Origin of the sequence: Enterobacter sp. RHBSTW-00593, assembly GCF_013784105.1 — a bacterium.
GTDB lineage: Bacteria > Pseudomonadota > Gammaproteobacteria > Enterobacterales > Enterobacteriaceae > Enterobacter > Enterobacter ludwigii.
The window spans coordinates 3,212,904-3,231,508 of the sequence record NZ_CP056393.1 but is presented as its reverse complement, the minus strand read 5'-3'; the positions used below and the strand labels follow the sequence as shown (position 1 = coordinate 3,231,508).

Sequence of the window (18,605 nt, the reverse complement as noted above, 5' to 3'; positions counted from 1 at the left end):
CCTTATCGCCGCTCAGCGGGAAGTCTGGCGGCTTTGTTAACGTCATACCACCAGGTGTCGAAGCCCAGTGAATAGACAGGGCGTACGGCAGGCTCGGAGAACTTGTCCCAGCGCGCAAGCCGGTCTTCGCCCATATACCACATTGGCAGCATGTAGTAATTCCAGGTTAAGACCCTGTCGAGGGCGCGTCCCAGCGGCAGGAGTTTTTCTTTATCACCCTGCGCCGCCACAATTTTCGCAATCAAGGCATCAATCGCCGGGCTTTTCACCCCCGGCGCATTGTAGGAGGAGTCGATATAGCTGGATGCCCAGGAGATTTGCAGATCCGAACTGGGCCACGGCTGCGCGGGCCACAGGGTTTGCATCATGTCGTAATCACGGCTGCGTTTGCGGTTGGTGAGCTGCGCGTTGTCGACCTGGCGAATGTTCATGGTAATCCCCAGCCGTTCAAGATTGTGCTTAAACGGCAACACCCACTGATCGTTGCTTCCGGACGCAAGCAGCAGCTCAAAGCTTAACGGTTTGCCCGTTCTGGAATCGACGCGTTTTTTATTCTTCAGTGGCCAGCCTGCGTCATCCAGCAGTTTACTGGCTTTAAGCAGGTTGTCGCGATCGTAGCCGTCACCCTTTGACGCCGGAGGCTGAAATACCGTCGTGAACACCTCCGGTGGCAGTTCTGCTTTCAGCGGTGCCAGCAGGACAAGTTCGTCCGCTTTTGGGTAATCGCGAGCGGCGTATTCAGTGTTCTGGAAATAGCTATTTGCCCGGCTGTAAGCGCCGTAAAATAGCGCTTTGTTCATCCATTCAAAATCAAAGGCCAGGGTAATGGCTTCCCGCACCCGGCGGTCAGTAAATACCGGACGCTGAATATTAAACGCCAGCCAGCGCGTATCCTGAGCGGACGCGTTTTTATGCTCGTCTTTAACGATATACCCGTTAGCGAAGTTTTTGCCGATATACCGTGTCGCCCAGTTTTTAGCGCTGCTCTCCACGCGCATATCGAACGCACCAGCTTTGAAGGCTTCAAATGCCACGTTATCGTCAAGGTAGTAATCGTAGCGAAGGGTATCGAAATTCCAGCGGCCCCGGTTTACCGGCAGGTTTGCCGCCCAGTAGTCTTTGACCCGGGAATAGACAACATACTGCCCCATGCGCCAGTCAGTTATACGGTATGGGCCACCCGCCAGCGGGGGCGTGGAGAGCGGGTCGCTAAGTTTGTGATCTTTCCAGAACGATTCAGGCATCACGGGCAGGGAGAACAGGCTGAGCATGTTCTCTTTATTCGGCTCACTCAGCTCAATACGCACCGTGAGCGGGGCAATGGCTTTGACCGTAACGCCTTTGTAAACAATGCGGAACTGGGGAACGCCCTCAGTCATAAATTTGTGAAATGTGAAGGCAATGTCGCTGGCTTTGACCGGCGTCCCGTCGTGAAAACGCGCCCGTGGGTTAATCGAAATTTCCGCCCACGCGAAGTTATCCGCGTAACGCACGTTGTCCGCAATCAGCGGGTAGTAACTGCCGGGTTCATCATCAGACGTAACAAACAGCGTATCGTAGAGCGATTCTGTTCGCGCTGCCGCCACGCCGCGCAGGGCGAAGCGGTTGAAGTTGTCGAACGTCCCCGTGGCGGAGAGAGTCACGTTTCCGCCTTTTGGCGCGGCAGGGTTGACGTAATCAAAGTGCGTAAAATTGACCGCGTACTTTGGCTCACCAATCACAGAGAACGCGATGTTCTCTTTGATGGTTTGCGCCTGGCTGGACAGGCTCGTTAATGCCAACAGCAGCAACATAAAGCGCATAAGCATCTCGCGGCGGCTCCCTTTCGACTGACCGGCTCAGTTAAGCTGAATAATAAGTGACGTCACGGGCAATGTGAAATCATTCAACGTTCAGGCTGCCATTGGCGGAACTGCTCCAGCGGCATCGGGCGGCTAATCCAGTAACCCTGAAGGAAAACAACGCCATGTTCGCGCAGCCAGGCTGCCTGCTCCGGCGTCTCCACCCCTTCGGCGACGGTCGACATATTCAGTCGTCTTGCCAGGGTGAGTACGGCATCAAGCACCGGGGAGGTCACGGTTTCCGTCCCAATCGCGTTGACAAAACCCCGGTCAATTTTGATGTAATCCATGGTGAAACGCTCAAGGTAAATCAGCGCACTGTGGCCGGTACCAAAATCATCAATCGCAATTTCAAAGCCTTCATTGTGCAGCCATTCGAAAAGATTGTTGGCTTCCCGATGGTTAACCATGTCGCGCTCGGTGATTTCCAGCACGATCTGGAAATGATCCGGCGGCATTAAGTCCAGGAAAGTGCGCATATCCTCTTTGAAGCTTTCCGCATGCAGATGCCCCGGCGCAATGTTAATGCCCAGTTTTGCGCCCGGTGGCAGAAGGGTCTGTAATACCGGCGCGTCGCGGATGATGAGGTCAAAAAGATGCAGCGTCAGCGGCACAATCAGCTTCTGCGCTTCGGCGAAGTTGATAAAGGCATCAGGCGGAATTTCCCCCATCGTCGGGTGTTTCCAGCGCATCAGGACTTCGACACCACGCATTTGCAGCGTCTCTGCATCCACAACAGGCTGATACACCACATAAAACTGACCGCGTTTAATGGCGCTCAGGATCTCTTTGCCTGGGTTAAGACGCGTGGTGAGGATATAGAAATTAAGCGAGCCGGCCGCGATCCCGCAGACCAGTCCAAAGAACACCGCGAACAGGATTTCATCGCTCGTCCACTCTTCGGCGTACAGTTTGATCGTCAGCGGAACCTCTTTTAGGGTCGCGGTGCGTGCCGGCGTTTCATGTAAATCCTGTGCCTTCACCAGTGTGGCGGACCTGGTCGACAACGCATTGTCGCCAATGATGATGGCAATGCCCGCGAACTCGTTCTGGCGTGCGGTGTAAAGCATATAGGGAGTCAGGTTGATGTTTACCGAAGTAAACACGCCGCCGTCCTTCACCAGCGGATTTCGATACCAGATGGCAATCGCGGGTCTGTGCGGCATCATCGGTGTGCCCGGCAGTAACGCCATATCAATCTGTTTATCGATGTGCAGCTCGGGTATCAGCTCTTCCATCGGGACGTTCATCGGACCGGTGGCTGAAGAGCAGTACGCCAGTTTATCCCTGACCAGCAAAAAGGCGCGCACGTTAAGGCTAAAGGCCGCGCGAGAGGTCAGCTCCGCGTTGACGTCGTGGCAGCTGTTCAGCGTGAGCGGCTGAAGGAGATCGATAGAGCTTTTCAACTCATCGAAGTAGCTTTCCATGTAGATGCTCACGTCGTCAATCAGGGTGTCGAATCTGACTTCCCGCTTGTGGTAGCTCCAGAAAAATTGCAATGAACCCAGGAGCAGGGCTGTGATCAGGCCGGTGATAAGGCTGAGGAAAAGTATCTTGCGATTACTGGAGAAGTAGCGGGTGAACATAGACGTCGTGGTTCCTGGATTGCCGCTGAATGTATTCAGTGTAACGGGCAAAAAAAAACACCGCCGAAGCAGTGCTTTTTTTTATCATATCGTCGGCCAAGGGATAACCAACGATACAATGATTATTTTAACTGCGGGTCAGTACGCGTCGCGCTTCGTTATAGCGCTTCTTCCAGTAAGGTTCGTTCATGCTGGAAATGGTTACACCGCTGCTGGTGGAGGCATGTACAAACTGGTCATTGCCAATGTAGATGCCAACATGTCGACCTGTCGAACCCGCACGGAACAGGACTAAATCCCCGGTGCGCAGTTTAGTGCGTGAAATCGACTTGCCCATCTCCTGCTGTTCGTAAGTTGAACGCGGAAGATCTAACCCAAACTGCTCACGGAAAGTACGCTGTACGAAACCGGAACAATCAATGCCTTTTTTGGTGCTGCCGCCAAGACGATAACGCACGCCTTTCCAGTCAGCATACTGGTCCATAATACGGGACTTCACGTCCAGATTACGTACCATATTTTCAAATTCATCCTGAGAGGCTTGCAGTGACGAGGAATCTTCCATTCCCACAACACGCGTCTCAGGATGCATATTCTTTGCGGTGTTCGATGTACTACATGCAGATAACAGTACCGCCACTGCTATCGCCGGGATCCCCCGTAAGATATATCTCAAAATCGGTTGAGATTTGACCATTTTGTTTATTATCCCTTGAAGTCCTTAACGACAAATATCGTTATAAAAAATGCCAAACGTGACGAGACTAATTATCTGTTCACAATGAGACAATTCTTTCTGATCACATTTGTGGCGTAGCGCACAAATTTATTCACCAGCGAAATAATTATCTCTATGGGGCAAAACGAGTTCGAGATTAACCGATTGCATGGGGTATTGCGAGCAAAAAAAGCCTTTTTTTTATAAGAAATTGTGATACAGAAAGTAAAAATTGATAATTGTTCAAAAAACGCACGATCAAGGTTAAAAACCGTGCAACACATTCATTTTTATCACGAATATTGTGACGAAATGATGACGGGAGGGGGTGAAAGGGGAGAAAAGTGCATCAAGGATCAAAACGATCCCTGATGCATAGTGTTAATTAAGGTTAATTATTGGTTTCTGATTTGTTGCGTTTTGCCGGGGAGGTAGCGATCGAACACGGCTATTATCTTGTCGCTCAGCGGTGTCATCAGACACCACGGCAGCGCAACCAGCACAGAAGAGAGCGAACCGACTGCAATATCAGTGAACCAGTGAGCGCCAATCATTACCCGTGGGAAGGCAAAAACCACAAAAATAATCAGGGCTATCGCAAAGGCTTTTCGGCCGAAATAGCGGAGCATCACGCCGGAAAAAATAAGCAGCATCATTCCGTGATCGCCCGGGAAACTGGCCTTCGACGCATCTTTCGTTGGAATATGCAGCAGCTCGCTGACGCGATAAATATCGGGGAAGAAGAGCGTTGGGCTGGAACGCTTAACCGGAATAATGGCCGTTGCCAGCTGGTTAATTACCACCGCAAGCAGCAACATCATCAAACCAATAATCAGAATACGGCGGCGTCCTGTTTTGTCCTCTTTCAGCCAGAAAGAGAGCATCAGGCCGCCCATCGCCAGCAGCGAGCAGCCGTCAAAGGCGCGGTTATTCGTGATAGCTACCAGCCACAGGAAGGCTTCGCTCTTCACCAGTTCCTGGTTGAAGAAGTGAAAAATGGCAGAATCCAGCGGAAACCAGACACCATGATTCGCCGGGATATACCAGGAGAAAAAGAGCGCCAGACCGGCGACATTAAGCAGTAATATCAGGGGAAGTCGAGTCGTCATAACATTCAGCATAGAGTGAAATCTGGGGCAACGTTAGCCGCCCAAACTTAAACGAAGCTTCAACAGGCTGGACTGCAGGGCATTCCAGTCGGCGTTAACCGCACTAATTAACTCTATTCGGCTATCAGGTGGCGCCACATTTTGCGTTTCGATAAAGAAATCTTCGCCCTGACGGTTGATCCGCACCAGCCCTTCCGGGGTGCGCATGATTCCTTTAACACGATCGACCGGAGCCAGTCTGGCCCATTCGAGTACGCCGATGGTGTCGAATACGGTATCCGCATCGAAAATCCATCCGCAGGCCTGATAGCCCTGGCCGCTGTTAAGGTTACGACGCCAGCGCTGGTGTTCCGGCAGACTCAGGGCAGCCAGACCCTGTTTTTGCGGATGGCTGTGGGCGTGTTCCGCGCTTGCCGGGAGCGCCGCCAGGTTCAGGCGAGGCAGGTCAAGCAGGGCGTTATCAATTTTCCCCTGGGTGGTCTGCACCCGCTGACGGTTGCCACCGAAGTGCTGCCACCATGTCTCCAGTGCGGACTGGCTTTCCGCCGTTGCGCGATCCTCTTTATTGGCGACGATAATATCTGCCGAGGCGAGCTGGTCGCGGAAGTTCTCGTTGGTCACGGCTTTTTCATCCAGCAGCTGACGGGGGTCCAGCAGGCACAGCGTGGCACGCAGATCGATCCACGGCTCGTAGACCGGCGCGGTCAGTAAATCGAGAATTTGCTTCGGATGACCCAGCCCGGTCGGTTCAATCAGCAGACGGTCTGGTTTGCCCTGACGCAGCAGCGTATTCAGCCCGACCTGCATCGGCAGACCATTTACGCAGCACATGCAGCCACCGGGGATCTCTTTGATCATCGCGCCGCTGTCTGCCAGTAATGCGCCATCAATACCCACTTCGCCAAATTCATTGACCAGGACGGCCCATTTTTCTGCCGGATCCTTATTGGCCAACAGGTGGAGAATTGAAGTGGTTTTACCGCTGCCGAGAAAACCGGTAATGAGGTTGGTTTTGGTCACGTGCGCTCCAGTCGATAATTGTGATGCTATAACAATTATCCATCATCCTGGCGAAAAACGGGCGCAATGAGAAGGGGGAGGGCGAACGGAGGCAATCGCCGTTCGCCTTAAGCGCAATAATCGCTAAATATTTAACGTTTCGATAACAGCCTGACGCGCGCCATGGCGGGCGATGCGCTGATAGGCCTGGCTGATGGCCTCCACGAAAATGCTATTTTGTGCGAGATCGTGACCAAAGATTTCACTCAGCCCCAGCAGGGCGTTGACGCGCTCAGCGTCGCTGCTGGCTGCAACAAGGGTGCGGATTTTATCGCTCAGCGGATCGCGCACATCAATCGCGTCGCCGCGCTCGTCGGTACCGCTGACGTAGCGGATCCAGCCTGCAACGCCCAGGGCCAGCAGCGGCCACGCGGTTTTCCGTTCAAGATGGATGCGGATCCCATCCAGCATGCGTTGCGGCAATTTCTGGCTTCCGTCCATCGCAATTTGCCAGGTCCGGTGCTGCAGTGCCGGATTGGCAAAGCGTTCGAGCAGGCTATCGGCATAAGCCGTGAGGTCGACATCCTTAATACGCAGCGTAGGAGCCTGCTCATTTAGCATTAACCGACGTGCGGCTTCGCGAAAAGCGGTGTCTTCCATACATTCGTTGATGTGCGCATACCCGGCGAGGTAGCCCAGATACGCGAGGAAAGAGTGGCTGCCGTTGAGCATGCGCAACTTCATCTGTTCCCACGGCAGCACGTCCTGCACCATTTGTACACCAGCCACTTCCCATGCCGGGCGTCCGGCAACAAAGTTGTCTTCCACTACCCACTGAATAAACGGTTCGCAGCTGATAGCACAAGGATCTTCTACTCCAAGCTCTTTCGTGATTTCTGCCAGCGACGCCTCGGTCGCGGCGGGGACAATTCGGTCGACCATGGTCCCCGGAAAGCTCACATGTGAATCAATCCACTCTGCCAGCGCCGGGTCGCGTTTCTGGGCCATCCCCAGTACCGCGTTTTTCACCACATGGCCGTTATCAGGGATGTTGTCGCAGGAGAGGACGGTAAAAGCGGACAAGCCGCGTTCACGGCGGCGGTGGAGCGCCTCGACCAGGATCCCTGGCGCGGAGTGCGGTTCAGACGGGTTCTCCAGATCGTGAACGATCCGGGAGTTATGCAAATCCAGATTACCGGTGGCGGGATCGATGCAATAACCTTTCTCTGTGATGGTGAGCGACACAATGGCGACCTGAGGTTCACAAAATTTCTCAATGATGGCAGGCAGAGAATCCAGTTTTGCGTTCAGACATTCATGGACGGCACCGACGATAATCGGCTGGTTTCCCTCCGCCCCTTTTTCCAGCACGGTGAAGAGATGATCCTGTGCGCGCAACTGGCTCATCAGCACGTCGCCGCTGAAGAGGCTAATCTCACAAATACCCCAGTCGCCGCCTTTCTCATTCAGCACCCGGTTTGTTAACAAGGCCTGATGCGCGCGGTGAAATGCGCCGAAGCCAAAATGGACGATGCGAGAGCGTAACTGCTTACGATCGTAGCGAGGGAGCTGGACATGGGCAGGAAGCGAGGTGGAGGCAATTGTCTTCATGAAATACACACCTGATTAACCATTAATTAACAACGCCAGTGTAAAGTTATATGACAGCAAATAAAATTGGTGAGCCGTAAATATCCCCGAAGTGTGAGTTTGATCAATCAATGTGTGGCGGTGTGTTGACCCTTTACGGCAAACATGTATGGTAGTCGTCATCGTAGTCATCCATATTGGTATAATAACTTTAGAGGTGAGGCAATGGAACAGACCTGGCGTTGGTACGGGCCGAACGATCCGGTTTCTCTTGATGATGTGCGTCAGGCTGGCGCAACGGGTGTCGTGACGGCGCTGCATCACATTCCTAATGGTCAGGTATGGCCGATTGAAGAAATCAAAAAGCGTCAGGCGCTACTGGCGGAAAAAGGCCTGACCTGGTCTGTGGTGGAAAGCATCCCGGTTCACGAAGATATCAAAACCCATTCAGGTGATTATCAGACCTGGATTGCCAACTACCAGCAGAGCATTCGTCACCTGGCGGCCTGCGGTATTGATACTGTTTGCTATAACTTCATGCCCATTCTTGACTGGACGCGCACCGATCTTGAGTACACGTTGCCGGACGGCTCAAAAGCGCTGCGTTTCGATCAGATTGCCTTTGCCGCATTTGAGCTGCACATCCTGAAACGTCCTGGTGCAGAAGCCGATTACACGGCTGAAGAGCAGCAGCAGGCGCTCGCGTGGTTTAACGCAGCCAGTGACGCCGAGATTGAAAAGCTGACCCGCAATATTATTGCTGGCCTGCCGGGCGCTGAAGAGGGCTATACGCTGGATCAGTTCCGCGCGCGACTGGCGGAATACGGGAATATTGATAAAAACCAGCTGCGTGAAAACATGGCGTTTTTCCTGCGCGCTATCGTACCGGTAGCGGAAGAAGCGGGCGTACGCCTGGCTGTGCACCCGGACGATCCTCCGCGTCCTATTCTCGGTTTACCGCGTATCGTGTCCACGATTGAAGATATGCAGTGGCTGAAAGAGACCGTGGACAGTATCTATAACGGATTCACCATGTGTACCGGCTCTTACGGCGTGCGTGCGGATAACGATCTGGTGCAGATGATTGAAACCTTCGGCGATCGTATTCACTTCACGCATCTGCGTGCGACCTGTCGTGAGGATAATCCAAAAACCTTCCATGAAGCAGCGCACCTGGGCGGCGATGTGAATATGGTGGCGGTAGTGGATGCGATTCTGGCGGAAGAGGTACGTCGTAAGCACGCGGGTGACGTTCGTCCTATCCCGTTCCGTCCCGATCATGGTCACCAGATGCTGGACGATCTGCGTAAGAAAACGAACCCAGGTTATTCGGCGATTGGTCGTCTGAAAGGCATGGCGGAAGTGCGGGGCGTTGAGCTGGCGCTGAAGATGACGAAATACCCGGAACTGCTGTAACGTCTGTTGCCCGGTGGCGTTGTGCCACCGGGCGAATATCGCATTAGTCTGCGCGACCCATATAGCGTTTTTCTTCGATATGGATGCGGATTTTCTCGCCCGCGGAGAGGTATTCTGGCACCTGCACCACCAGACCGGTCGTCAGGGTTGCTGGTTTGTTGCGGGCACTTGCGGATGCACCTTTGATGCCCGGAGCCGTTTCCACGATTTCCAGATCCACGGTCTGTGGCAGCTCCAGCGCCAGCAGCACGCCATCCCAGGTCAGAACCTGCATGTCAGGCATCCCGCCTTCAGGAATGAAGAGGAGTTCTTCTTCAATCTGATCTTTGGTGAAGATATACGGGGTGTAATCTTCTTTATCCATGAACACGTATTCGTTGCCATCAATGTAGGAAAAATCAACATAGCGGCGGGTCAGGGTCACGGTATCAACGATATCGTCACCTTTAAAACGTTCTTCCACTTTCAGACCGGTACGCACATCGGCGAAACGCATTTTGTACAGCGTTGCTGCACCACGGGCGCTCGGGGCCTGAATATCGATATCTTTCACAATCAGCAGCTTGCCGTTGTAATTCAGTACCATACCTTTCTTAATTTCGTTCGCTCTTGGCATTGCAGTAATCCTGTTTACGGGTGGTAAAAAATATCGCGCCAAATTACTCGTGCTCGGCCTTTCAGGCAAGCGGAATTCGTGGCTTTTGCTATCAATACACAAAAGGTGTTACTGTGCGCGCAATGCCCGACTGCGCGGGCGTTCTTCAGCGAAAGAGAGCCTGTATGGATTGTCGTCCCGATTGTGGCGCGTGTTGTACCGCACCGTCCATTTCAAGCCCCATTCCTGGCATGCCGGACGGCAAACCTGCTAATACCCGCTGTGTGCAGCTTGCTGAAAATAACCTGTGCATGATCTTTGGTTCCCCGCTGCGCCCGAAAGTCTGTTCCGGCCTTCAGCCGTCCGCGGAGATGTGCGGCAGCACGCGCGCGCAGGCGATCACCTACCTTCTTGAGCTGGAAGCGCTCACCGCCCCTTAAACGTCCTTAATTCGCACCAGACACGCTATCGTCAGCGTACACATCACCAGCGCAATCCAGAATACCGTGTGATAGCTCCAGATCTCGGCCACGATGCCGGCCATTGAGCCTGCAATAATCCAGCCCACGCGAGTGGTATTGGTATAAAGGGTGGTGGCGGAGCCTGCCTGGCCTGGCATCAGGTCCTGGAAATAGAGCATGCCAATCCCGGCGAGTATGCCGATATAAATGGCGTTGAGAAGCTGCAATGCCAGCAAGAGTCCTGGCGTGTGCACCGTCAGCATACCGATATAGAACAGCAGTCCTGCGACAGCCGCGATGCGCATTAAAAAACGCTTTCCGAAACGCTTCGCGTAATAGCCCGCGATCAGCATGGTCGGGATCTCAAGCCCGGCCGCGGTTCCCATCATAATGCCCGCCAGCTTCTCTGGCAGATGCAGCTCATCAATAATAAACAGTGGCATGTTGATAATATAAAGGCTGTTTGTTCCCCACATCAACGTACAGATAACAAACAGGAGCAGCGCATCACGACGGTTACGGCGCGGGGCTTCCAGTACGCCTGAAGCCACTTTAGGCTCTTTGCGCATCGACGGCAGGAAGAACCACACCATGGTGCCGCACACCACAAACGCGACAGCCGCACTCAGGTACATCACCGTAAAGCCAAATCCCATCGCCAGGGCATACGCCAGCGGCGGGCCAATGACCCATGCCAGCGACACCTGGGCACGCAGAATAGAGCTGAACATCACCGCTTCACGACCGGTATGGTCGGCGTGCTCGCGGGCGAGGGCGAACATCTGCGGGTTCGCCGTGGAACCGAAGCTGCTCAGGAACACCCCCACGAACAGCAGGATGAGATAGTTGCGGTTAAAAGCAAACAACACGCAGGCAAACACCCCGAGAAGGCAGCAAAAGACGATCAGTCTTTTACGATCGCCTTTTCTGTCGGAACGCCCCGCCAGAAACTGACTCACCAGAATGCCGATGATGGCACTGCCGGTAAAAAAGAAGCCAACCATTGCCGGACGGGCGTGGACTTCATTGGTCAGAAACAGGCTCAGCGTGGGCGTCTGTAACGCCCCGGCAATGCCGGTAAGGAAGGCAACAATCAAAAACGCCGTGGACGTCAAATCAAAGGGTTTTGGCGAGGCGGCGGCAGGGGTGTTATGCATACTTTCAGTATCAGCAAGTCATAAAGAGACGCGGAGTGTACGACGCTTGTCAGAAAATAAACAGGTACTGCGGTCAATTTCGCCACGAAAAATCAAAATGCCATTTCAATTAACAGTCGCGGGCTGAACTTAGCTGAAACTGACTTGCTGAACGTCAGCAAGATTCAGCTGAGCGAAGAAGAAATGTGCTGTATCTCTAAATTCTGCATCGCCATTTGTAACTTTTCTTGCAAGGTTAAGCAGAAAGCGCAAGACTTTTTGAAACGTTTCAGCGCTATCTTGTTTTAACAAACGGAGCAGGCTAGCGCATTTTTTCTCATTTAAGCTGAAACGATTCAAGTTCAGCAGGAGAGGAGAACCATGTTCCAGTTATCTGTTCAGGATATCCACCCGGGCGCTCAGGCCGGGAACAAAGAAGAGGCCATTCGCCAGGTTGCCGCTGCCCTTGTGCAGGCGGGTAATGTCGCGGACGGCTACGTTAACGGCATGCTGGCGCGCGAGCAGCAGACCTCCACTTTCCTCGGCAATGGCATCGCCATTCCGCACGGTACAACGGACACCCGCGATCAGGTGCTGAAAACCGGCGTTCAGGTTTATCAGTTCCCTCAGGGTGTGGTGTGGGGCGACGGTCAGGTTGCTTACGTGGCAATCGGTATCGCTGCCAGCAGCGACGAGCACCTGGGCCTGCTGCGTCAGCTGACGCATGTGCTGAGCGATGATTCGGTGGCTGAACAGCTGAAGTCCGCGACGACGGCGGAAGAGCTGCGCGCGTTGCTGATGGGCGAAAAACAGAGTGAAGCGCTGAAACTGGATAATGAAACATTGACCCTGGATGTTGTGGCGAGCGATCTGGTCACGCTGCAGGCGCTGAACGCAGGCCGTCTGAAAGAAGCCGGTGCGGTAGACGCGTCCTTTATCACGCGCGTTATCAATGAGAAGCCGCTGAACCTGGGACAAGGTATCTGGCTGAACGACAGTGCTGAAGGCAACCTGCGCAGCGCTATCGCGGTGAGCCGCGCGGCCAACGCGTTTGACGTTGAGGGCGCGCACGCTGCGATGCTGGTCACCGTCGCGATGACCGATGAACAGCCGGTTTCCGCGCTAAAACGTCTTGGCGATCTGCTGCTGAATGACAAGGCTGAAAAACTGCTGAACGCTGACGCAAGCACGCTGCTGGCGCTGCTGACCAGCGATGATGTGCTGACTGATGACGTGCTGACCGCTGAGTTTGTAGTGCGTAACGAGCACGGCCTGCATGCCCGTCCTGGCACCATGCTGGTGAATACCATTAAACAATTCGAAAGTGAGATTACCGTGACTAACCTTGATGGCACGGGCAAACCGGCCAACGGCCGTAGCCTGATGAAAGTTGTCGCGCTGGGCGTGAAGAAAGGTCACCGTCTGCGCTTTACCGCACAGGGTGCTGATGCTGAACAGGCGCTGAAAGCGATTGGCGACGCCATCGCGGCAGGTCTGGGGGAGGGCGCATAATGAGCAGACGTGTTGCGACTATTACGCTGAACCCGGCATACGACCTGGTGGGGTTTTGCCCGGAGATTGAGCGCGGCGAAGTAAACCTCGTGCGTACCACTGGCCTGCATGCTGCAGGTAAAGGGATTAACGTCGCGAAAGTGCTCAAGGATCTCGGTATCGATGTCACCGTGGGCGGATTCCTCGGTAAAGATAACCAGGATGGTTTCCAGCAGCTGTTCAGCGAACTGGGGATTGCTAATCGTTTTCAGGTTGTTCAGGGCCGTACCCGTATCAACGTCAAGCTGACGGAGAAAGACGGCGAAGTGACCGATCTGAACTTCTCAGGCTTCGAGGTGACTCCGTCAGACTGGGAGCGCTTCGTGAACGACTCTCTGACCTGGCTTGGTCAGTTCGACATGGTCTGCGTCAGCGGCAGCCTGCCGTCCGGCGTGAGCCCTGAAGCGTTCACCGACTGGATGACGCGTCTGCGAAGCCAGTGCCCATGCATTATTTTTGACAGCAGCCGTGACGCGCTGGTCGCCGGCCTGAAAGCCTCGCCGTGGCTGGTGAAGCCGAATCGCCGCGAACTGGAGATCTGGGCTGGCCGTAAGCTGCCAGAATTAAAAGATGTGATTGACGCTGCCCATGCGCTGCGCGAGCAGGGTATCGCTCACGTGGTTATCTCTCTTGGTGCAGAAGGGGCGCTGTGGGTTAACGCTTCTGGCGAATGGATCGCCAAGCCGCCATCGGTTGACGTTGTCAGCACCGTTGGCGCAGGGGATTCAATGGTTGGCGGTCTGATTTATGGCCTGCTGATGCGTGAATCCAGTGAACATACTTTACGTCTTGCCACCGCCGTTGCTGCCCTGGCCGTTAGCCAGAGCAATGTCGGTATTACCGATCGTACCCAGTTAGCCGCGATGATGGCGCGCGTTGACTTAAAACCTTTTAACTAACAGCAGGAGAGGAATAATGAAAACGCTGCTGATCATTGACTCCGGTCTCGGACAGGCTCGCGCCTATATGGCGAAGACCTTGCTGGGAGCGGCGGCGAACAAAGCACATCTCGAGATGACGGATAACCCGGGCGACGCCGAAATGGTGATTGTTCTGGGTGATAAAATTCCCGCTGACAGTGCGCTGAATGGCAAAAAAGTGTGGCTGGGCGATATCAATCGCGCGGTGGCACACCCGGAACTGTTCCTGAGCGAAGCGAAAGGTCATGCGTCTGTTTACAGCGCACCGGTCGCGGCGCCGGTTGCCGCGTCCGGACCAAAACGTATTGTGGCGATCACGGCCTGCCCGACGGGCGTGGCTCATACCTTTATGGCGGCTGAAGCCATTGAAACCGAAGCGAAAAAACGCGGCTGGTGGGTAAAAGTTGAAACACGTGGATCCGTTGGTGCGGGCAACGCAATCACCCCAGAAGAGGTGGCTGAGGCCGATCTGGTGATGGTTGCGGCTGACATCGAAGTGGACCTGGCGAAATTTGCCGGTAAGCCGATGTACCGCACGTCAACGGGCCTGGCGCTGAAAAAGACCGCTCAGGAGTTTGATAAAGCGCTGGTGGAAGCGAAGCCGTATCAGGCAACGGGGTCCACGCAAACTGCGACGGAAGGTAAGAAAGAGTCAGCTGGCGCCTATCGCCATCTACTGACCGGTGTGTCTTATATGCTGCCGATGGTGGTGGCGGGCGGTCTGTGTATTGCCCTCTCGTTCGCGTTTGGTATTACCGCGTTTAAAGAAGAAGGCACGCTGGCTGCTGCCCTGATGCAGATTGGTGGTGGTTCCGCGTTTGCCCTGATGGTGCCGGTGCTGGCAGGCTTTATCGCCTTCTCCATCGCTGACCGTCCGGGCCTGACGCCGGGTCTTATCGGCGGTATGCTGGCGGTGAGCACCGGTTCTGGCTTTATCGGCGGTATCATTGCCGGTTTCCTGGCGGGTTACGTTGCGAAGCTTATCAGCTCGAAGCTGAAACTGCCGCAGAGTATGGAAGCGCTGAAACCGATTCTGATCATTCCGTTGATTTCCAGCCTGGTGGTGGGCCTGGCGATGATTTACCTCATCGGTAAACCTGTAGCGGGTATCCTGGCGGGTCTGACCCACTGGCTGCAAACCATGGGTACTGCGAATGCGGTACTGCTGGGAGCTATTCTCGGTGGCATGATGTGTACCGACATGGGTGGCCCGGTGAACAAAGCAGCATACGCATTCGGTGTTGGCCTGCTGAGTACCCAGACCTACGCGCCAATGGCAGCGATTATGGCGGCCGGTATGGTGCCACCATTGGCTCTTGGCCTGGCAACCATCATTGCACGTCGTAAATTCGACAAAGCGCAGCAGGAAGGGGGGAAAGCCGCCCTTGTACTTGGCCTGTGCTTTATCACCGAAGGGGCAATTCCGTTCGCGGCGCGTGACCCAATGCGCGTGCTGCCATGCTGTATCGTGGGGGGCGCGGTAACCGGTGCTATCTCCATGGCGGTTGGCGCGAAACTGATGGCACCACACGGCGGTCTGTTCGTGCTGCTGATCCCAGGTGCAATCACGCCAGTGCTGGGTTATCTGCTGGCGATTGTGGCCGGTACGCTGGTGGCAGGTCTCTCTTACGCGGTGCTGAAACGTCCGGAAGCGGAAGGGGTCGCGAAAGCGGCGTAAGCGGTAAAACAATAAAAAAGCCGGGTGCTTATGCGACCCGGCTTTTTTTATGCCGCCTGTTCAGCGGTTTGCTGTGCCTTCAGCCAGGCAATCTCTTCTGCCCAGATGTCCGGATTAATGGTTTCCAGCACCATCGGGATACCGTCGAAACGGGCATCCTGCATAATAAAGCGAAACGCATCGTGGCCGATATTGCCTTCACCGAGGCTGTGATGGCGGTCCACGCGGCTGCCAAACGCGCTTTTCGCATCGTTCAAGTGCATTCCGCGCAGATACTTGAAGCCCACAATGCGTTCAAACTCATCGAAGGTCTTTTTCGTCTCATCAAGCGTTCGCAGATCGTAACCCGCTGCAAAGGCATGGCAGGTATCAATACATACGCCCACGCGGGATTTATCCTCCACGCCGTCAATAATGGCCGCCAGATGTTCGAACTTAAAGCCGAGGTTACTGCCCTGCCCGGCGGTGTTCTCGATGACCGCTGTCACGCCCTGGGTTTTATCCAGCGTGATGTTGATGGATTCGGCAATGCGCGCCAGACAGGCATCTTCGTCAATCTGCATCAGATGACTTCCCGGATGGAAGTTCAACAGCGTCAGCCCAAGCTGCTCGCAGCGCTGCACTTCATCAAGAAACGCCTCGCGGGATTTCTCCAGCGCCTCCTGCACGGGATGGCCGAGGTTAATGAGATAGCTGTCGTGGGGAAGGATTTGACCCGGCCCGTAGTGGTATTTCTCACAGGCGGCTTTGAAATCATCAATCACTTCAGAGGTGAGCGGGGCGGCGCGCCACTGGCGCTGGTTCTTGGTGAACAGGGCGAAAGCGGTCGCCTCAATTTCGGCGGCGCGAATGGCGGCATTCGCAAGGCCACCTGCAGCGCTGACGTGCGCTCCAACATATTTCATAAAGGGACTCCTGTTAACCCGAAATACGTATGATAGCGGGTTAACAGGAGAAGGATGAAGTGGTTTATGCCATCAGGCTATGTACCGCGAGGTTAATCGCACCGCCACCAACGATCAGCCAGATGAAGAGTACCAGCGCCATCAGCAGCGGTTTTGCACCTGCTTTTTTCAGCGCGCTCACGTGTGTCGTGACCCCGAGCGCCGCCATCGCCATCGCCAGCAGGACGGTATCCAGCGTGACCAGCATATCCACCACGGCTTTCGGCAGCAGGTGGAAGGAGTTAAATACCGCCACCACGATGAAAAGAATCGCAAACCATGGAATGGTGATTTTACTCTTCTGGCTGCTGCCTGCCGGCGCGAGTTGTTTTACGCGAGCGGCCAGGATAATCAGGAACGGAGCCAGCATCATGACGCGCAGCATTTTGGCAATGACCGCGGCATTTTCCGCATCCGGATTAATGGCATGACCCGCCGCCACCACCTGAGCCACTTCATGCATGGTTGAACCAATATAAATGCCGTAGGTCTCCGGACTAAACCAGTGCGCAACCAGCGGGTACATGGCCGGGTAGAGGAAAATCGCCAGCGTACCGAAAATAACCACGGTCGCGACGGCAACCGTCACTTTGCTGGATTCTGCTTTAACGACAGGCTCGGTTGCCAGTACCGCGGCAGCCCCGCAAATGCTGCTGCCGGCACCAATCAGCCAGCTGGTTTGTTTATCCAGCCCAAACACTTTCTGGCCAATAAAGCAGGCCAGTAAAAAGGTGCTGGTCAGGGTCAGGACGTCAATAGCGATCCCGCTGACGCCGACATCCGCAATCTGTGAAAAGGTCAGGCGGAAGCCGTAAAGGATAATCCCGAGGCGCAGCAGATGCTGTTTGGCGAAAATAACCCCGCCATCACAGGACTTCCAGATATGGGGGTAAACGGTATTTCCCACTACCATGCCGAGCAATATTGCCAGCGTTAAGGCACTAAAACCTGCCCCGGCGACGGCCGGAATGCTGCCGCCCCATAACGCTACGCCAGTTACCACCGCGCTGAGCGCAAGACCCGGCACGAAGTGCCACAATGTACGTTGATGCTGTAAGGTGTGTTCTGACATAACCTTCTCCTTTATCTGGCTAAAAGGTTACGGCGTTGTGGCTTAAAAATAAAATTGATTATATACTTATAATCAATCTATATAAGTGGTAAGTGACCATGCACATTACGTTGCGTCAGCTGGAAGTTTTTGCCGAAGTGCTGAAAAGCGGGTCGACGACGCAGGCCTCGCAAATGCTGGCGTTGTCCCAGTCCGCCGTCAGCGCGGCCCTGACCGATCTGGAAGGGCAACTGGGGGTTCAGCTTTTCGACAGAGTGGGGAAACGGCTGGTCGTCAATGAACATGGCCGCCTGCTGTACCCGCGCGCGCTGGCATTGCTGGAGCAGGCGACAGAAATCGAACAATTGTTCCGCGAAGAGAACGGGGCCATCCGCGTTTACGCCAGCAGTACGATCGGCAATTACATTCTGCCGGAAGTGATTGCCCGCTATCGCCGGGATTTCCCGACCCTGCCGCTGGAGATGAGCGTTGGCAATAGCCAGGATGTCATCAATGCGGTGATCGATTTCCGAGTGGATATCGGTCTGATTGAAGGGCCGTGTCACAACGTCGATATCATTGCTGAACCCTGGCTGGAAGATGAACTGGTGGTGTTCGCCTCGCCAGCCTCTTCTTTATTACAGGGTGAAGTGACGCTGGAACGGCTGGCTCAGGCGCAGTGGATCCTCCGGGAACAGGGCTCCGGTACGCGTGAAATTGTCGATTACCTGCTGCTCTCCCACCTGCCGCATTTCCGGCTGAGTATGGAGCTGGGCAACTCGGAAGCCATCAAACACGCGGTCCGTCATGGGCTGGGCATCAGCTGTCTCTCCCGGCGGGTGATTGCTGAACAGCTTGAGGCCGGCACGCTGGTCGAAATACCGCTCCCGTTGCCTAAACTGGTGCGCACGCTGTGGTGCATTCATCATCGTCAGAAACACCTTTCCAGCTCGCTGCAGCGTTTTCTGCGCTATTGCGACATGTAAACCCGCAATGTGGATCCTCTCTCC

The 18,605-nt window shown here is 54.6% G+C and carries 16 protein-coding genes; 6 read left to right on the top strand and 10 right to left on the bottom strand.

Annotated elements, in window-relative coordinates; genetic code table 11:
* Positions 1-2: 2 nt before the first annotated feature.
* The 6 genes from HV242_RS15260 to HV242_RS15235 all read right to left on the bottom strand — a co-directional run bounded on the left by HV242_RS15260 (position 3) and on the right by HV242_RS15235 (position 7,864).
* A complete protein-coding gene (locus HV242_RS15260; RefSeq protein ID WP_050737114.1) occupies positions 3-1,808 on the bottom strand; it encodes an extracellular solute-binding protein in 1,806 nt (601 codons plus the stop codon).
* A gap of 77 nt (positions 1,809-1,885) precedes the next feature.
* A complete protein-coding gene (locus tag HV242_RS15255) occupies positions 1,886-3,427 on the bottom strand; it encodes a cyclic di-GMP phosphodiesterase (RefSeq protein ID WP_020883182.1) in 1,542 nt (513 codons plus the stop codon).
* Positions 3,428-3,554: 127 nt separating this feature from the next.
* A complete protein-coding gene (mepS, locus tag HV242_RS15250; RefSeq protein WP_014170930.1) occupies positions 3,555-4,124 on the bottom strand; it encodes a bifunctional murein DD-endopeptidase/murein LD-carboxypeptidase in 570 nt (189 codons plus the stop codon).
* A 416-nt stretch (positions 4,125-4,540) separates the two neighbouring features.
* The gene (locus tag HV242_RS15245; RefSeq protein ID WP_025203633.1) at positions 4,541-5,254 is read right to left on the bottom strand and encodes a phosphatase PAP2 family protein; all 714 of its coding nucleotides are present in this window, start codon (positions 5,252-5,254) and stop codon (positions 4,541-4,543) included.
* 33 nt (positions 5,255-5,287) lie between these two features.
* The gene (locus HV242_RS15240; RefSeq protein ID WP_050737113.1) at positions 5,288-6,274 is read right to left on the bottom strand and encodes a CobW family GTP-binding protein; all 987 of its coding nucleotides are present in this window, start codon (positions 6,272-6,274) and stop codon (positions 5,288-5,290) included.
* A 123-nt stretch (positions 6,275-6,397) separates the two neighbouring features.
* Positions 6,398-7,864 (bottom strand): mannitol dehydrogenase family protein, encoded by a 1,467-nt coding sequence (locus tag HV242_RS15235; protein WP_050737112.1) that lies wholly within the window; start codon positions 7,862-7,864, stop codon positions 6,398-6,400.
* Positions 7,865-8,068: 204 nt separating this feature from the next.
* Here HV242_RS15235 and uxuA point away from each other — a divergent pair, with 204 nt between their 5' ends.
* On the top strand, positions 8,069-9,259 hold the full coding sequence (gene uxuA / locus HV242_RS15230) for a mannonate dehydratase (protein WP_032678583.1): 1,191 nt from the start codon (positions 8,069-8,071) through the stop codon (positions 9,257-9,259).
* Positions 9,260-9,302: 43 nt separating this feature from the next.
* Here the strand turns inward: uxuA and yeiP are convergent, their stop codons facing one another.
* Entirely contained in the window at positions 9,303-9,875 is a 573-nt protein-coding gene (gene yeiP / locus HV242_RS15225; RefSeq protein ID WP_008500940.1) for an elongation factor P-like protein YeiP, read from the bottom strand.
* Between the two features lie 164 nt (positions 9,876-10,039).
* Between yeiP and HV242_RS15220 the strand changes: the two genes are divergently transcribed.
* On the top strand, positions 10,040-10,294 hold the full coding sequence (locus tag HV242_RS15220) for a YkgJ family cysteine cluster protein (protein ID WP_025203636.1): 255 nt from the start codon (positions 10,040-10,042) through the stop codon (positions 10,292-10,294).
* Here the strand turns inward: HV242_RS15220 and setB are convergent.
* Positions 10,291-11,472 carry a sugar efflux transporter SetB gene (gene setB / locus HV242_RS15215; RefSeq protein ID WP_063858292.1) on the bottom strand — a complete coding sequence of 394 codons (1,182 nt, stop codon included), beginning with the start codon at positions 11,470-11,472 and terminating at the stop codon, positions 10,291-10,293. The two genes, HV242_RS15220 and setB, sit on opposite strands and share 4 nt — an antisense overlap.
* A gap of 360 nt (positions 11,473-11,832) precedes the next feature.
* On the opposite strand from setB, the gene fruB reads away from it, so the two are divergent.
* From fruB to fruA, 3 genes are read left to right on the top strand one after another with little or no spacing between them, the layout of a single operon-like run.
* Complete coding sequence (fruB, locus tag HV242_RS15210) at positions 11,833-12,963, top strand: fused PTS fructose transporter subunit IIA/HPr protein (RefSeq protein ID WP_014170920.1); 1,131 nt, start codon at positions 11,833-11,835, stop codon at positions 12,961-12,963.
* A complete protein-coding gene (fruK, locus tag HV242_RS15205) occupies positions 12,963-13,901 on the top strand; it encodes a 1-phosphofructokinase (RefSeq protein ID WP_014170919.1) in 939 nt (312 codons plus the stop codon). The genes fruB and fruK overlap by 1 nt, the downstream gene beginning before the upstream one ends.
* Before the next feature lie 16 nt (positions 13,902-13,917).
* Positions 13,918-15,600: a PTS fructose transporter subunit IIBC gene (fruA, locus tag HV242_RS15200; protein WP_025203638.1), complete on the top strand. Its 1,683-nt coding sequence runs from the start codon at positions 13,918-13,920 to the stop codon at positions 15,598-15,600.
* Between the two features lie 47 nt (positions 15,601-15,647).
* On the opposite strand, the gene nfo is transcribed toward fruA, so the two are convergent.
* Together nfo and HV242_RS15190 are read right to left on the bottom strand one after the other, a co-directional pair.
* Positions 15,648-16,505, bottom strand: a complete 858-nt coding sequence (gene nfo, locus HV242_RS15195; RefSeq protein ID WP_014170917.1) for a deoxyribonuclease IV — start codon at positions 16,503-16,505, stop codon at positions 15,648-15,650.
* Between the two features lie 64 nt (positions 16,506-16,569).
* Entirely contained in the window at positions 16,570-17,616 is a 1,047-nt protein-coding gene (locus tag HV242_RS15190; protein WP_032678578.1) for a YeiH family protein, read from the bottom strand.
* A 98-nt stretch (positions 17,617-17,714) separates the two neighbouring features.
* On the opposite strand from HV242_RS15190, the gene yieE reads away from it, so the two are divergent.
* Positions 17,715-18,581, top strand: a complete 867-nt coding sequence (gene yieE, locus HV242_RS15185) for a DNA-binding transcriptional regulator YeiE (RefSeq protein ID WP_014170915.1) — start codon at positions 17,715-17,717, stop codon at positions 18,579-18,581.
* The last annotated feature ends 24 nt before the right edge of the window (positions 18,582-18,605 follow it).

Coding starts and splice junctions, on each gene's coding strand:
- mepS (WP_014170930.1), bottom strand. CDS start 4,124: ATGGTCAAATCTCAACCGATTTTGAGATATATCTTACGGGGGATCCCG.
- nfo (WP_014170917.1), bottom strand. CDS start 16,505: ATGAAATATGTTGGAGCGCACGTCAGCGCTGCAGGTGGCCTTGCGAAT.
- fruK (WP_014170919.1), top strand. CDS start 12,963: ATGAGCAGACGTGTTGCGACTATTACGCTGAACCCGGCATACGACCTG.
- setB (WP_063858292.1), bottom strand. CDS start 11,472: ATGCATAACACCCCTGCCGCCGCCTCGCCAAAACCCTTTGATTTGACG.
- HV242_RS15235 (WP_050737112.1), bottom strand. CDS start 7,864: ATGAAGACAATTGCCTCCACCTCGCTTCCTGCCCATGTCCAGCTCCCT.
- uxuA (WP_032678583.1), top strand. CDS start 8,069: ATGGAACAGACCTGGCGTTGGTACGGGCCGAACGATCCGGTTTCTCTT.
- yeiP (WP_008500940.1), bottom strand. CDS start 9,875: ATGCCAAGAGCGAACGAAATTAAGAAAGGTATGGTACTGAATTACAAC.
- yieE (WP_014170915.1), top strand. CDS start 17,715: ATGCACATTACGTTGCGTCAGCTGGAAGTTTTTGCCGAAGTGCTGAAA.
- HV242_RS15260 (WP_050737114.1), bottom strand. CDS start 1,808: ATGCTTATGCGCTTTATGTTGCTGCTGTTGGCATTAACGAGCCTGTCC.
- fruB (WP_014170920.1), top strand. CDS start 11,833: ATGTTCCAGTTATCTGTTCAGGATATCCACCCGGGCGCTCAGGCCGGG.
- HV242_RS15245 (WP_025203633.1), bottom strand. CDS start 5,254: ATGACGACTCGACTTCCCCTGATATTACTGCTTAATGTCGCCGGTCTG.
- fruA (WP_025203638.1), top strand. CDS start 13,918: ATGAAAACGCTGCTGATCATTGACTCCGGTCTCGGACAGGCTCGCGCC.
- HV242_RS15255 (WP_020883182.1), bottom strand. CDS start 3,427: ATGTTCACCCGCTACTTCTCCAGTAATCGCAAGATACTTTTCCTCAGC.
- HV242_RS15220 (WP_025203636.1), top strand. CDS start 10,040: ATGGATTGTCGTCCCGATTGTGGCGCGTGTTGTACCGCACCGTCCATT.
- HV242_RS15190 (WP_032678578.1), bottom strand. CDS start 17,616: ATGTCAGAACACACCTTACAGCATCAACGTACATTGTGGCACTTCGTG.